Genomic DNA, 16,412 nt, shown 5'->3' on the forward strand with positions numbered 1-16,412 from the left:
AATAGTAAATAAAAGACAAAAGGTTTGAGCAGACACAATAACTCAAATCCCTCCGCTGGCATGATCCAGTTCAGGTTCGACGGGTTATGTTAACCAACATTCTCAGCCATTTGGGCACCCCGTTGAGAACGATAAATAGTTTAGTGTTTACCTCATTAATTGTAAACAGTTGTAATTGCGATAGCATGAATAATAACAAGCAAGTTTAATCACTGTTAAGGTAAAAAGGTAACGAATTAATGCTCAAAAATTAGATAATTTTAAAGCGATTTTAATTGTCTCTTATTATGATTATTACCTAAGTTTAATCACTGTTTAACGGATTGAGTATTCAAGAAATCCAAATAAAAATAAGTTATTAATTAAAAAAATAGTAGATGTTACTCAATTGCTTTGTATATAATAAAAAAGTCAGTTATTTGATTTTTATTAAAGGATTAATTATGTCTCAATCTTTCAAGAGCCCTCGCTGGATGCGTGATTTAAATCGCTATCTAAATTCAAAACCTCAATTCGTTTTATCCGGAAACATTCATGATCGACAACAATCGAAAATTGATACTGAAACCATCATATCCGAAACATTAGTCTTGTCGATTTATCGAATATTAAAAAATGCAAAATTTAATCACGTCTTATTGTGGAATTCAGATGTTGGATTCGAAGAAATTCAAACACCAGACTTACCCGCAATTAAAAGCGATACGTTGTTTAAACGCCTAAGATTAAATGCTGTTCCCAAAAAAGATTCCGCAAAAATAAATCATTTAAGTAACACGTTAGATCAACTAGTCAACTATGATCAACAGCCTGTTGCGTTGATAATTGATTATGAATCACATTTGTCTAAAAATCGTCATAATATGAGTTTTAGTGAGCATCAACTTTTTGCGCGTTCTTTTGCACTTTCACAACTTGAATACCCAAAACCTAAAGGTTCAAACGATCGATTATTTATAAATACCATTATTTGGCTAGTTGAAAAAGAAAGTAATTTACCCGATTGGTTACTCATTAATAACCCTAAGATTCGTCATATTCCTGTGACAGCATCCAGTTAAGCAATCCGTAAAAATATAAATGATGAATAACTAGAGTAGCTCGTTTTTTAAAAGATCATCGCACAAAGCCGGTTTACTTAAGAGGTCATAATGAATTCAAAATAGATTGATGTTGATTTAATATAGATAAATTAAAAACCAATAAGAGTTTTCGGGATTTTTTTGAATTGTATATTTAACAAAATAATAGATGCCATTTGCTAACCCAAATCGGGCTAAAATGCGTGTTTTCTATCGACTGTATTAAAATTAGTCTTTATAAATAATCATTGTCATTCTACAATTCAATATAAATAAAAATGATAAAAATAACATCAACATTGAGTTGAATATAAGGAATACAAAATGGAGTTAGAGCGTCACTGTGGTCATTGCCAAACTGAACGATTCGATAATGAAATGCTAAGTAACCAAATGATCGATGATAAAACATATCATTATGACCTATTATCCGTTTCACTCAAAAATTCTATTCATACAAAACCATTAAAAAAATTTCAATTAATTAGTGAAACTATGCCTATTAAAGAGCATAAATCTAAACTAGGGTTATGGCGATTATCTATACGAGCCAATAATGTTCGCTTACGTGCATCAAATTTACAAATCAAATTGGATGAAAACCGACTAAAAACACTTCAATTAGCCTGTTCTAAAAACCAATTAATGGCAATGTGGACTAAACGCTCATCTTTCTTTCCTGATGCCAATAATCTTGGATTATTATCATTAATGGAACGTAACAATATTAGTGAAGATGATCTAATCATTTTACTCAGTGCACAAGAAGATCAATTTAAAACGGCAAATAACGTCATCAATGAATGTAAACAATTAGCCAATGATTATGATATTGATATATTAAGCGATGAAGAGTTAGCAAATTATTTTAAGCAACCTAGATTAAGACTATATCAACTATTGGATGAGCGAATAGAAGGATTTGCCGAACTGGGTCATGAAGAGCTCGATCAGTGGACACAGCAGTATCGTTTTGAAAAACGTATACCATTTTGTCGGCTCTTGGTTTTATTGAGCATTCCTAATGAACATTGGATTAAACCGCCGTTAAAAAAATACTCATCTCGAATTATCGATTTCTTTCATAAAAAAGTATCAATGAGTATCTTGCAAGGCCCGTTAGTTAGGATGAACCTAGGTCGTTTTACACCACGTATTGATCTTAACTTATTAGGAACCGCATCTTTACCGTCAAATAAACTACTTGATCATATTCTTGCTCGACAACCTCGTCAGCAACAAATCGATATTAAAGCCGTATTCGAAACGAATGAACTTCTTGAAATTAAATTACGCAACTTATTTCGGACAACCACTATTTATCAACGGGATACGGGCATTGACAGTCTTTATATGGGCTTTCCTTTTTTAGTTTATCAAGAAACCAGTGGCAATCGGTTACCCAGAATAGCACCGTTATTACTTTGGCCCATAAAAATGAATGACGATATGGCATCAATGAAACGACTTACACTCGCCTTTGATCGTCAACGAGAAGAAATAAGAATTAATCCCGCACTTAAAGGGATTTTGGGCAAAACACTTTTTAATCAATGGAAACATGTTTTTGATGACTTATTATTACGTTCAACGTTAAATACCCTTGAGGTTATGAATGAATTAAAGTCGTTAGGACAAATTTTGTCGAGTCAAATCGATGATTTACCAACATCCTTTGAACCAGAAAAAGGTAAAATCTACTTTGCTTGTTCCGCTGTGTTATTTGATGCCAACTTTATAGGACAATCAATTGGTGAAGAACTTAGTCAATTAAAAAAACTCGACTACGACAACACAGCACTTGAAACCGCACTAAAACTGAAATCCCATTCTCAAATCGATGAGCAAATTGAAAAACCAGACGTACAAAATTGTTTTTTTTCGGTTGCCAGTGACCCAAGCCAAGAAAACGCTGTTTTACAAGCACGGTTAGCCCCCGGTTTGTTAATTGAAGGCCCACCAGGAACCGGAAAAAGTCAAACCATTGTTAATATGGTTGGCGACGCAATTGGACGCCATAAAACGGTACTGATTGTTTGTCAAAAAAAAGCGGCCCTTGAAGTTGTTCATAAGCGTTTAACTGCCGAAGGCCTTGATACGCGCAGTATAATGATTAACGATATTAATGCTGATCGCTCCAAATTGATCAATAGTATTCGTCAACAGCTTGATTTGCTGGACAAAAACCTGCCTTCAGATGACTACATTAAAGCGCGTATCAAACTGGCAAAAACAGTAACAAAACTGGAAGCACAGCTCGATCAATATGATGAGGCATTATATACTCAACAGACCCACTGTGGTTTAAGTTATCGGGAGTTAATCGCTGATTTAATCACGATTGCCAACAATCCACCCAAATTAACCGTACCGGAATTAGGCAAAATATTTCAGAATCTTGATGTCAAACAACTATCAATGATTAAAGATCAGTGTTCACCCTTACTTTCACTGTGGTTACCGGCAAAATTTGAACATAGTCCATTATCAGAATTAACAGAATTTTCAAATGATCCAATTACGATAAATTTATTTAATCAATCACTGACTCAATTTATTCAAGTTGAACACGTTAGAACAGCAAATCTTGATAACCAACCTATCCAATTTGATATTGATGATCCCCTCCCTCATCAACAGTGGCTCAAAAAAGAGAGTGAAGCTTTTTTAAATATCACGGAAAATCTTCGGGAGCGACTATTAAAATGGTTACCTTTGTTCAAAATTCAAAATATCCAAACAGGTAATTTAGAAGGTGATAGACTCATCAATGGGTTAAAATTTTTGCAAAATCAGCTATCTTATTTAAACTCAGAGGCTTGGTGCCACCTGTCTCAAAAATTTTGTTATTTAGAGCCAAAGATACTAGAAGATTTACTGAGTAAAGCAAGAAAACTCATAACCCCTAATGCTTGGTACAAATGCCTGAGTTTGCAACGCTATTTAGCAAAAAAAGGACTTTTTAACTTTTTAGCTATGCACGGTGAGGAAGCAAACATTAACCGCATACCAATGCTTTATGAGTCGCTATTATTGGAGTCTGAATATCGGCCAATTCGCAAAACGTTACTGAGTATCTTTGTTGATTTGCAATTACCTCAACACAATTTAACGCTTAATCTTGATACCACTCAATACTTGATCGAGGAAACATTATCGGAACTTGAAGAAGTCAAAGCATGGGCTGATAAAATTCACCAAGCACCTTATAGTCAGTATGTGGAGCAATCATTATTGAAAAGTAGCGACGCTTTTCAAGATTTAATTAATGAATACGAAGCGGCCTTTGTTCGTTATCAGTATCGACAAGATTCAGAACAACATTTATCCTTGCTCAATCAATTTTTAAATGAAAACCTGTATCAAAACTGTTTACAGGCGATTGTTAAAAATCAACCAACACCTTCAACTATTGACGCTATTTACCATGTTTTACCTTCATTAAAAGCGTATCAATCATTTCGTAAAGAAGCGATTCAATTATCTGAAACTGCACTTGAAGTATTGGCAAAACTAAGACCTTTTGAATCCGAACTAGCCTTATTAAGCCCAGAAAATCAACAATATCAATTCAGACAACTATTGGATTATGAAGCTAAAACGATTTGGAAATTGTACATCGAACAAGAAAACCCGATATTACAGATTGATCAGCAAGTTATCAATCAAACCATTGAACAGCTAAAATCTAAAGATAAACAGCTCCATCAATTGAATAAACAGTTACTACTTAATAATATAAAATGTAATCAGATAGCTGATCCCAAAAGGTGGGAAGGAATAACAAGGCTAACAGGTCAACGCGCCAAACGATTACGTGAATTCATCGAGCAAGGTATACCGCTTGGATTAATGTTCTTAAGACCAATTTGGTTAATGAATCCCGACACCGCAAGTCGCTTATTGCCATTAAAAGCGGGATTATTTGATTTGGTCATCTATGACGAAGCCTCACAAATGCCCATTGAATACGCTATACCTACTCTTTATCGGGGCAAAATTGCCATAGTCAGTGGTGATGATAAACAGATGCCACCCACTACATTTTTTGGTGTACAAACAGACGCTGACATAGACGAAGAGGCTGATGATGATACTATTCAAGCACTATCAGAAGAAGTTAACGAAAATCCTTTACTCAATCGTTGGAATTTAAAAGAAATTATGGATTGTCCGGATTTATTACAACTTTCTCGCACTGTGTTGCCAACAACTTATTTACAAATTCATTACCGTTCCGCTTATCGTGAGCTGATTAACTATTCCAATACCGCTTTTTACCATAGCCAACTAAACGTACCTGTCAGACATTCAGCTAATATCATTAAGCAAATCAAACCAATTGAATATATTTGGGTAAATGGTCTATATGAAGATCAACGCAATTATAGTGAAGCAATAAAAGTTGTTGAAATGGTCGATAACATTTGGAAAAAAGATGCGACTCATCGTCCATCCATAGGCGTTGTAACCTTTAACAAAAAGCAGGCAGATCTGATTGAAAAATGTTTTTATGAAAAAGCCAATTTAGATAAAAAATTTTCAGACATTTTTGAACAAGAAAATCAACGATTCGATCAGGGTGAAGATGTATCAATTTTTATCAAAAATGTTGAAAATGTGCAGGGCGATGAACGTGATGTTATCATCTTTTCAACGACATTTGGTCGTAATAAACAAGGTATTTTCAGGCGAAATTTTGGCATACTAGGGCAACAAGGTGGCGAAAGGCGCTTAAATGTAGCAATCACTCGAGCTCGCCAAAAAGTCATTTTGATCTCCTCAATGCCTATTGAAGATGTTTCTGATGCGCTAGCCAATAAACGTGCTCCAACCTCCCCTCGTGATTACCTACAATACTATTTAGCTTATTCTAAAGCATTATCTGAAGGTAATTTTACTTTTGCTGAATTATTACTTAACCTGATCGAACATGCACATAAGCAATCTGATTTGCCAATACCAACGCAACACGATGACGGACTGCTTGACGATGTAGAAACTTTTATTCGTTCGCTCAATTTATCCTATAGCCGCCACTCAGGCAGTGGCGTATTTACATTAGATTTTACTATTGAAGATCCGAGCACTAAACTTTATTGTATCGGCATTGAGTGCGATGCGCCAATTCACCCGTTATTATCCAATGCACGATATAGAAACATTTGGCGACAATCGGTATTATCTAGAACCATTCCGCATATATTTCGCTTATCTTCACGTAACTGGTATGAAAATAATGAACATGAAAAGCAACGACTACAAAATTATATTGAAAATATATTGGGAACAAAGATCAAGCACACACTCAACGACTAAAATGTTAGTCAAATTTTGACAATGTTTATCACCTAATTGACCGATTAACATCGGTCATTTTTTTCAATCATGCTTTTGATTGAAAAATCCCCTAACAGGAAATCAAAACCCTGTTAAACTAAAGTAAACGACATCATCTGAGCCGTGACAAGTGTTTACTTTATCGGTATTATATTGGGCATTTATGATAATTGATTAGGTTTAGTGTGAATATTCAACAATTACTAACTCAACGTGTTTCGCAAGCAATGATAATGGCCGGTGCGGATAATAACTGTGATGCCTTAATTAAACAATCAGCTAAAGTACAATTTGGCGATTATCAAGCTAATGGCATCATGGCAACCGCCAAAAAACTAGGAATGCCACCAAGAGCGTTGGCAGAAAAGGTTTTACAACATCTAGATATTGATGACATTGCCGAAAAAGTCGAAATTGCTGGCCCCGGTTTTATTAACATCTTTTTAAAAAATAGTTGGATTGCTCAACAAAATGAAGTTGCACTGAGTAGTGATAAACTGAATATTACCTTACCTGCAAAAGCACAAACGATTGTTGTAGACTACTCAGCACCGAATGTTGCCAAAGAGATGCATGTCGGTCATTTACGTTCAACAATCATCGGGGATGCCACTGTACGAGTTTTAACTTTTCTTGGACATAATGTTATCCGTGCTAACCATGTCGGTGACTGGGGAACACAATTTGGGATGCTCATTGCTTATCTGGAAAAAATGCAAAATGAACATGCAAATGATATGCAACTATCCGATCTGGAATCGTTTTATCGAGCAGCCAAAAAACATTACGATGAAGATGAAGTTTTTGCTGAAAAAGCACGTAATTATGTCGTAAAACTGCAAGGTGGTGATGAATATTGTCGTGAAATGTGGCGAAAATTGGTCGATATTACCATGACGCAAAATATTGCGACTTACAAACGTTTAAATGTCACACTTTCCGTTGAAGACACCATGGGCGAAAGCATTTATAACAAAATGTTACCCGGCATTGTGGCAGATTTAAAACATAAAAAATTAGCGGTAGAAAGCGAAGGGGCAATCGTTGTATTTTTAGATGAATACAAAAATAAAGAAGGCGAACCAATGGGCGTGATTATTCAAAAACGCGACGGCGGTTACCTTTATGCAACAACCGATATCGCCTGTGCCAAATATCGTTATGAAACACTACATGCCGATCGCATACTTTATTATACCGACTCACGTCAGCATCAGCATTTAGAACAAGTTTGGACAATTGTACATAAAGCCAAATATGTGCCTGATTCTTTAAAACTCGAACACCATATGTTTGGTATGATGTTAGGAAAAGACGGTAAACCGTTTAAAACACGATCAGGTGATACGGTTAAATTAAATGATCTTTTAGATGAAGCGACCGAACGGGCAAAAGTCTTAATTCAAAGTAAAAATCCAGAACTCACTGAACAAGAGTTAGCACAAGTCGTCGATGCCGTTGCAATTGGTGCGGTTAAATACGCTGATCTTTCTAAAAATCGTACCACTGATTATGTTTTTGATTGGGACAATATGCTCTCTTTTGAAGGTAATACGGCACCCTACTTACAATATGCTTATACTCGTGTGTTATCGGTATTTAGAAAATCCAATATTTCAGAAGATGACTTATCGGGAAGTATTATTTTAGAAACAGAAAAAGAACGCGCATTAGCCACTCGACTAATTCAATTTGATGAAACTATTTCAGTGTTAGCAAATGAAGGAACGCCTCACGTGCTTTGTGCTTATCTTTATGACATTGCAACGCTTTTTTCAAGTTTTTACGAAAACTGCCCTATTTTAACAGCTGAAAATGAAAACCTAAAATTAAGTCGCTTAAAACTGGCTTCTTTGACAGCTAAAACACTGAAAGTAGGATTAGATATGTTAGGCATAAAAACCGTTGAAAAAATGTAATTTCAACAGAATAGATGCCTGATGTTATAACGCCATTCATCACTTTATTAAATCGGTTGTCAACAAAAGTTTTGGCAACCGATTGACCTGATTAAACTACTCCAAACTTTATCGCATCCGCGTTATTAATATAATATTTCTTGACCAATTTTCTTTCTCACACAATTTGGTTAATCGCTTGTTCGGTTTAATCTTATAACACAGGTTTCACAATACAAATTTCGAGTTTTTCGCAATGCTCTTTAGCAAATGCGGCGAATTCAATAAAATGTGGTGTATGATTGTGCAAATCAATTGCTTGTTTCGAAGCCCATGTTTCAATGACGACATAAACATCGGGATCATCGATGCTTTGATTAAGTTCATAACGAATACATCCCGCTTCTTTACGGCTTGCTTCAACAAGTTTTTTAAAAAGCGTTTGAAAAGCGGCATGATTTTCTGACTTGATTTTTAGCGTAGCAACAATATTTAACTGGCTCATAATAACCTCTTATCTTAGGCAAACTTTATCAACTTTATACTAACATAAGTTGTTTTAACATCAATAAAAAAGCATTATGGAAAATCTCATTTTTTTGACAATCGCTTATTGATAAAAATTAATCCGTTATCCTAATCATGTTACCCAAAATAAAACCAAAATTGTTAATGACCATCAAATGATGACAAGAAAATCTAAAAAATAATACTTTAACTATATCATTTATTTGCATATTTTCACTGTTATAACGCTTGATATTAATTAAGATAGGTTTAGAATTTCTGCTACTAAATAACCTGCTAGAGTCTTTAAACTATGAAGCCATGTGAATCAACAATCCAGATTTTAAACATTGTTGGTTCTATTTTTAATCCTCCTTTATGGAGGATTTTTTTTAGCTGTTATTTTTGAATTTTTAAACCAACTTTAGGTAATTTATTTGTAGAGGCATATTATGACAGACAATAAAAAGATGTTATTAACCAGTCGAGATCAAAGTTTAAAAGCATTTTTAATGAACAAAATCAAGCAAAATGGCGGTTGGGTTAATGCACATATGCACGCTGATCGTGCTTTTACAATTACCGTTGACAGTTTTGATGTGTACCAAAAACAGACATTGATTGAAAAATGGGATACGTTAGACAAAGTCAAAGCCGCCATGACCGAAGAAGACTATTATCGTCATTTTAGTATGGCTGTTGAACGAATGATTGAACAAGGTGTTAGTGCCATGGGCTCATTTGTGGATATTGACCCTATCGCTGAAGAACGTGCAATCAAAGGCGCATTACGAGCACGAGAAACCTATAAAAACGATATCACCATTAAACTGGTGAATCAGACCTTAAAAGGCGTGATTGATAAAGAGGCTCGCTATTGGTTTGATAAAGGTGCCGATCTTGTCGATATTATTGGTGGCTTACCTCGCCGTGATGAACGTGATCATGGTGAAGGTATGGGACTTAAACATCTGGATGTATTAATGCAAACGGGCAAATCTTTAGGCAAAATGGTGCATGTTCATGTAGATCAATTTAATTCATCCGATGAGATTGAAACAGAGCAATTAACAGATAAAACCTTAGAACATGCAATGCATGGTCGTGTAGTGGCAATTCATAGCATTTCAATTACTGCCCATAGCTTAGAATATCGTCAAAAATTATACAAAAAAATGAAAGAAGCCCAAATGATGGTGATTGCCTGCCCGTTTGCGTGGATTGACAGTCCAAGGCGTGAAGAACAAGGCCCAACCCGTAACTCCTTAACTCCTGTTGATGAATTAGCCGCCGCTGGAATTCCTGTTGCGATTGGTACCGATAATGTCAGTGATTATATGCTCCCCTTTTCAACGGGTAACATGTGGGAAGAGCTAAAACTGTTAGTAACCGGATGTCGATATACCGATTTAGATAATGTGGTTAACGTCGCCACTCGAAATGGACGTAAAGTGCTGGGACTTGAGTAATTAACGCAAAGCGTTATAAAGCAGCTTATTAAAGCAAACTATCCCCATGAGATATTAAAAATCCCAACAACGCTGAAATTGTTGGGATTTTTACTATTATTGAATAGCATCAATGATTAATGATGCTTTTATACTGATAAAAAATTAAGATCCAGCTCGATAATTTGGTGGCTCTTTGGTTATTAGCACATCGTGAACATGGCTTTCTTTCATGCCAGCGCCGGTTATTCGATAGAATTTAGATTGCGTTCTTAACTCATCGATAGTGGCACAGCCAGTTAATCCCATACAAGAACGTAATCCTCCCATTTGTTGGTGAATGATTTCTTTTAATAGGCCTTTATAGGCAATACGGCCTTCAATACCTTCAGGAACTAATTTATCAGCGGCATTATCAGATTGGAAATAACGATCAGATGAACCTTTCGCCATTGCGCCAAGTGATCCCATACCTCGATAAGATTTATAAGCTCGACCTTGATATAATTCGATTTCACCAGGGGCTTCTTCTGTTCCAGCAAACATTGAGCCAACCATAACACATGATGCACCTGCGGCAATGGCTTTAGCAATGTCACCCGAAAAACGAATACCACCATCAGCAATAACAGGGATATTATGTCGTTGTGCCATTTCAACTGCATCCATAATGGCACTAATTTGTGGCACACCGACTCCAGTCACAATACGTGTAGTACAGATAGAGCCCGGCCCAATACCGACTTTAACGGCATTAACCCCTGCATCAATTAATGCTTTTGCGCCTTCCGCTGTAGCAATATTCCCCCCAATAATTTGTAATTCCGGATACGCCTGCCTTGTCTGACGAATACGCTCTAATACACCTTCTGAATGTCCATGAGATGAGTCAATCAATAAAACATCGACCCCTGCTTCAACTAATGCAGCAATCCGTTCTTCATTGCCTGCACCAGCGCCCACTGCCGCCCCTACGCGCAAACGCCCTTTTTCATCTTTGCAAGCGTGCGGTTTCTGTTCTGCTTTATTGTAGTCCTTAACCGTTATCATTCCTTTAAGGTGAAATTTGGAGTCAACAACTAACACTTTTTCAACACGGTGTTCATGCATTTTTTTCAGCACAATTTCACGTTGTTCGCCCTCTTTTACCGTAACAAGTCGTTCTTTTGGTGTCATGACTGCCGTTACCGGTAACGATAAATCAGTCGCAAAACGAACATCTCGAGCGGTAATAATCCCGACTAACTCTTGAGATTGAGTAACCACAGGAAAACCGGCAAAACCATATTCTTTAGCAAGTTCGATAACATCTCGAATCGTGGCAGTAGGTAAAACGGTCACGGGATCTTGGACGATACCGCTTTCATGCTTTTTCACCCTTTTTACATGGTTAGCCTGAGCTTCGATTGACATATTTTTATGGATAAAACCAATTCCGCCTTCTTGCGCAAGGGCGATGGCTAAATCGGATTCAGTCACCGTATCCATTGCAGCTGACAGCATCGGAATATTGAGTTTAATTGTTTGGGTTAGCTGAGTAGAAATAACAGCAGTGTTGGGTAATACCGTGGAGTGGGCAGGAACTAATAACACATCATCAAATGTAAGTGCTTCTTTAACTATACGAGACATGACAATATTCACCATTGAATTGAATTGTTGATAAAATATTGCCGATGTATTCTACTGACTTTTGCGATAAAAGACCAGCGGTATTTTGATTCTTGAAATAGTTTGAACAGTTATCCTTCTTATTATTTCATCAAAAATAATTATATCTCATACAAACTAACCTTATAAAAAAAGATTAATGATCAAACAGCCGATTAATCCACTGACAGATATCACTGTTTCGAGTAAAGACCATGATTTCAATGTTTCGGTAATGCTCAGATTAAAATATTCTTTAAATAACCAAAAGCCCGGATCATTTACATGCGAAAAAACGACACTACCCGCACCCGTTGCAATAACCATTAATTCTGGGCTAACACCCGTTGAAGCAATTAATGGGAAAACAATCCCACCTGCCGTTAGTGCTGCAACCGTTGCCGACCCTAAGGCTAATCTTAATAAGGCTGCAATTAGCCACGCCATAACAATGGGGGAAACAGTCGATCCATGCATTATCTGTTCGATATAAACTTTCACGCCACTATCGACAAGAACTTGTTTAAATGCCCCACCACCCCCAATAATCAATAGCATCATTGCAATAATTTTAATTGAATCAACTAAGCTAGTATTGATGTCTGACATGCTACGGCCACGTAATAAACCAAAAGTGAATATGGCTATTAATACTGATATCAGCGTTGCAATGACTGGATCCCCAAAAAATTCAACATAGGGTAGCAACCAATGCCCATTATTTAACGTCATTTCACTTATGGCTCGGATTGACATTAATATAACTGGAATCAATGCGGTAAAAAGACTAACACGAAAACTAGGCATCTGCTGTTCAGTAAATGTTTTAGTATTATATAAGCCTTCTTCAACAGGATGATTAATCGCACGAATAAAAGGTAATTTAGTTAAAATAGGTCCAGCTAGTATGACGGTTGGAATACCTATAATTGTGCCATAAAGTAAGGTTTTTCCCATATCGGCTTTAAATATTTGTGCAATCGCTGTTGGTCCAGGGTGCGGCGGTAAAAAACCATGTGTAACCGACAAAGCCGCCGCCATGGGAATACCAATATATAGCGGAGAGATACCTAAGGTTGCAGCTATAGTTAAAATTAAGGGTAACAATAAAACGAAACCAACCTCATAAAACAGAGCAAATCCAACAATAAATCCCGTAAGCGTCACTGCCCATTGAATCTTTTTATCGCCGAAAGTGGCAATGAGCGTTGTTGCTATCCGCTGTGCACCTCCACAATCGGCGAGTAATTTGCCTAACATTGCGCCAAATCCCATAATTAATGCTAAGCTGCCAAGCGTGCCACCGACACCATTTTTAATTGATTTGATGACCTCCATAACGGGCATCCCTTCCAGAACACCGACACTAAGTGCCACCAAAATTAATGCGATAAAACCATTAACTCGTAAAGGTAACATGAGAATCAATAACATCAAGACACCAAAAGCAATAATGATTAATGGCATAATCAACTCCTCTTAATCAACAACATCCAATCTGGTTAAATTGACACAGCTAGACTTAAATACTTTAAACATAATTAGTAAATTGCAAATCAATTAAGATTTGAACACATCGCTTTTATGGGTAAGTACGAATAAATTAACAATAAGTATTTACCCACATAGTATCGATATATGTGGGAATGTTAGAGGAAAATTTACACTATTTATTAGAAATGAGAATAAGATCACACTTTTAAATTTAAACTTCTTTTTGCGCCATTAAAATATAATTTACATCCACATTGTGACCTAATTTGAATTGATTTTTTAAAAGATGATATTCCATACCAATAATGCCTTTAACCGCTAATTTAGATTGCTCAACTAAGTCCATTAATTCTGAAGGTCGAATAAAGCGATTAAAATCATGTGTTCCTTTTGGTACAAGCCGAGCAATGTATTCAGCACCATAAATAAGTAATAACTTTGCTTTGGTATTTCTATTAATTGTCGATAAGAATAGTTTGCCACTGGGTTTTAGCAACTTAGCACAAGCATTAATGATGGAGAATGGATCGGGGACATGCTCTAATAACTCCATACAAGTAATCACATCATAATATTCTGATCGTTCTTCTGCATGCGCTTCAACGGTTTGTTTTTCGTAATCGATAGAAAGACCATTTTGCTCTGCATGCATTTTAGCAACGTTTAAAGACTCATCCGCCAGATCGATAGCGGTCACTTGCGCACCAAGTTTAGCAAGGCTTTCTGATAAGATGCCACCACCACACCCGACATCTAACACCTTTTTGCCAGTAAGAGATTCGCATTGCTGCAATATATAATCAACACGTAATGGATTAATGATATGTAAAGGTTTACATTGACCATTTGGATCCCACCATTGTGCGGCTAATTGTGAAAATTTATTTATTTCGTTAATATCGATATTTTGTGACATGCTGGCGTTTTTAAAGTGTAAAAAATGGGTTTTACTATATGCTAACTCCAATCAATTATCAATAAAATAGCTTACACTGCCCGCTTTTTATTAACAAAAAAATCCACTTAGTTTAAGCGTTCAAATGATATACTTTTTACCAATAAAAAATAGACAATTAATTTAATTCATAAAAACGGTATAAATATAATATAAGGAAGACAAATTATGATAATCGCGCTAAGAACAACTCGACCTAGTTTAATAAAAATAATGGATATACCAATTATAGGCAGTTTTATCATGTTTATTTTTGCACTGATTCCAATGTTTATTTTAATGATAACCGATGGTGCTTTTGGATACAGTTATCAAGATCTCCAAACAAATATAATATATTTTATAGTAGGCGTTTATAACTTCATTTTAGCCTTCTTTTTTGGTATCAGTATTTGGATTATGATATTACCTTCCTGGTTACTTTTTAACCTTATCGGTATATTGAAACTCATCGGTTGGATCTAATAATAATCGAATCATTTGATTCATTTCAATGATTGACGCCAATTCTAGTTAAATTTTTAAACAATATTGTCAATGACTGTAATGATTTCTTGTGAATAGTTTGATTTCATGGCATGATTTAAAGTTTTAATTAAGACATAATTTTACTAAACGCAAATTAAACTATTTATTAAGAATCAAAGGAAAATTCATGAGTACAGGTACTATGAAGAAAAGTCATTCCCAATGGAGCTCACGCATGGGATTCATGCTAGCAGCAGCTGGCTCTGCTGTGGGTTTAGGTAATATTTGGAAATTTCCCTATATGGCGGGTGAAATGGGTGGTTCAGCATTTGTGCTCACCTATTTACTCTTTATGTTTATCATTGGGCTACCTATCCTTGTTTTAGAATGGTTGATCGGGCGCCGAGGGCAAAAAAATCCGATTCATACCATGCAAGATGTGGCCGTTTCTGAAGGTCGTTCAAAATTATGGGGCTGGGTAGGGATAATTGGGGTACTTGGTTCATTCTTAATTCTCTCCTTTTATAGTGTGATTGGTGGCTGGGCAACAGATTACATCGTTCTAGCAGCGCAAGGCACATTTGAAGGTGCGAATGGTGGAATAACTGAAAATCTCTTTACTAATTTTCTGGGCGATGTAAATAGTTTATTAATCTGGCATACAGTATTTATGTTTGCAACGGCCTTTATTGTCGCTCTCGGCGTTGGAGCTGGCTTGGAACGTGGCTGTAAGATTATGATGCCTGGTTTAGGTATATTACTCTTAGTGCTGGTTGGGTATGCCGCATATGCCAGCGGTTCTTCTTTCTGGAAGGCTTGTGATTTCTTATTTACACCTAACTGGTCTGCCTTAAATGGCACGGCAATATTAGCTGCTTTAGGTCACGCATTTTTCAGTCTATCTTTAGGTATGGGAATTATGATGGCATATGGCTCGTATTTAGGGAAAGATGTCAATCTACTCTCAACAGCCCGAACAGTGGTCATTTTGGATGTGATTGTGGCGGTTTTATCAGGATTAGCAATATTCCCGCTTGTTTTTGCTAATGATTTACAACCGGGTTCTGGCCCTGGTCTCATCTTTGTGACACTACCAATTGCATTCGGCAATATGGCTGGCGGTTCAATTTTAGGCATATTATTCTTTATATTCTTAACGTTTGCTGCATTAACCTCGTCAATCTCATTATTAGAACCGACTGTAGAGTTACTCGAAGAAAAAACCCATATGGGACGCAAAACGGCAACCATTGTCACCAGTATTATTATTTGGGCTTTAGGTATTGCTTGTATTCTTTCATTTAATAAATGGGCAGATGTCACATTATTTGATAAAAATATTTTTGATTTACTTGATTACTTAACCAGTAAAATCATGTTGCCAGTAACCGGTTTAGGTACCATTATTTTTGCTGCATGGATGATGAATCAAAAACGAATTCGTGAAGAACTTAATCTAAACGCTTTCTGGTTTAACATTTGGACAATCTTAACCCGTTTTATTATTCCAGTGGCAATTGTTGCTATTCTTGTTTTTGGATTTTTTCCAGAAGGGAAATAGTTAATTATC

The 16,412-nt window shown here is 36.1% G+C and carries 10 protein-coding genes and 1 riboswitch; of the genes, 6 read left to right on the forward strand and 4 right to left on the reverse strand.

The features are described 5' to 3' along the window. Positions 1-29: 29 nt before the first annotated feature. Positions 30-132: riboswitch (TPP riboswitch) on the reverse strand. 311 nt (positions 133-443) lie between these two features. The 3 genes from ACGH6P_RS06805 to argS all read left to right on the forward strand — a co-directional run bounded on the left by ACGH6P_RS06805 (position 444) and on the right by argS (position 8,341). Beyond that, a complete protein-coding gene (locus tag ACGH6P_RS06805) occupies positions 444-1,061 on the forward strand; it encodes a hypothetical protein (RefSeq protein ID WP_411597066.1) in 618 nt (205 codons plus the stop codon). Between the two features lie 345 nt (positions 1,062-1,406). Further along, the gene (locus ACGH6P_RS06810; protein ID WP_411597067.1) at positions 1,407-6,401 is read left to right on the forward strand and encodes an AAA domain-containing protein; all 4,995 of its coding nucleotides are present in this window, start codon (positions 1,407-1,409) and stop codon (positions 6,399-6,401) included. A gap of 206 nt (positions 6,402-6,607) precedes the next feature. Further along, positions 6,608-8,341, forward strand: coding sequence for an arginine--tRNA ligase (gene argS / locus ACGH6P_RS06815; protein ID WP_267352179.1), 1,734 nt, complete (start codon positions 6,608-6,610; stop codon positions 8,339-8,341). Positions 8,342-8,534: 193 nt separating this feature from the next. Here argS and ACGH6P_RS06820 read toward each other — a convergent pair whose 3' ends face one another. Beyond that, positions 8,535-8,825 (reverse strand): putative quinol monooxygenase, encoded by a 291-nt coding sequence (locus ACGH6P_RS06820; protein ID WP_267352180.1) that lies wholly within the window; start codon positions 8,823-8,825, stop codon positions 8,535-8,537. A 454-nt stretch (positions 8,826-9,279) separates the two neighbouring features. Between ACGH6P_RS06820 and ACGH6P_RS06825 the strand changes: the two genes are divergently transcribed. Then, positions 9,280-10,296 (forward strand): amidohydrolase family protein, encoded by a 1,017-nt coding sequence (locus tag ACGH6P_RS06825; protein WP_220215296.1) that lies wholly within the window; start codon positions 9,280-9,282, stop codon positions 10,294-10,296. A 144-nt stretch (positions 10,297-10,440) separates the two neighbouring features. Here ACGH6P_RS06825 and guaB read toward each other — a convergent pair whose 3' ends face one another. The 3 genes from guaB to ubiG all read right to left on the reverse strand — a co-directional run bounded on the left by guaB (position 10,441) and on the right by ubiG (position 14,335). Further along, positions 10,441-11,907: an IMP dehydrogenase gene (guaB, locus tag ACGH6P_RS06830; protein ID WP_411597068.1), complete on the reverse strand. Its 1,467-nt coding sequence runs from the start codon at positions 11,905-11,907 to the stop codon at positions 10,441-10,443. 162 nt (positions 11,908-12,069) lie between these two features. Continuing rightward, on the reverse strand, positions 12,070-13,392 hold the full coding sequence (gene gntT, locus ACGH6P_RS06835; protein WP_411597069.1) for a gluconate transporter: 1,323 nt from the start codon (positions 13,390-13,392) through the stop codon (positions 12,070-12,072). Between the two features lie 238 nt (positions 13,393-13,630). Further along, a complete protein-coding gene (gene ubiG, locus ACGH6P_RS06840; RefSeq protein WP_267352183.1) occupies positions 13,631-14,335 on the reverse strand; it encodes a bifunctional 2-polyprenyl-6-hydroxyphenol methylase/3-demethylubiquinol 3-O-methyltransferase UbiG in 705 nt (234 codons plus the stop codon). A 207-nt stretch (positions 14,336-14,542) separates the two neighbouring features. On the opposite strand from ubiG, the gene ACGH6P_RS06845 reads away from it, so the two are divergent. Together ACGH6P_RS06845 and ACGH6P_RS06850 are read left to right on the forward strand one after the other, a co-directional pair. Further along, positions 14,543-14,839, forward strand: coding sequence for a hypothetical protein (locus ACGH6P_RS06845; RefSeq protein ID WP_267369671.1), 297 nt, complete (start codon positions 14,543-14,545; stop codon positions 14,837-14,839). A gap of 190 nt (positions 14,840-15,029) precedes the next feature. Continuing rightward, on the forward strand, positions 15,030-16,403 hold the full coding sequence (locus ACGH6P_RS06850) for a sodium-dependent transporter (protein WP_267359292.1): 1,374 nt from the start codon (positions 15,030-15,032) through the stop codon (positions 16,401-16,403). The last annotated feature ends 9 nt before the right edge of the window (positions 16,404-16,412 follow it).

Origin of the sequence: Gilliamella sp. CG25, from assembly GCF_046635705.1 — a bacterium.
Classification (GTDB): Bacteria; Pseudomonadota; Gammaproteobacteria; order Enterobacterales; family Orbaceae; genus Gilliamella; species Gilliamella apicola_I.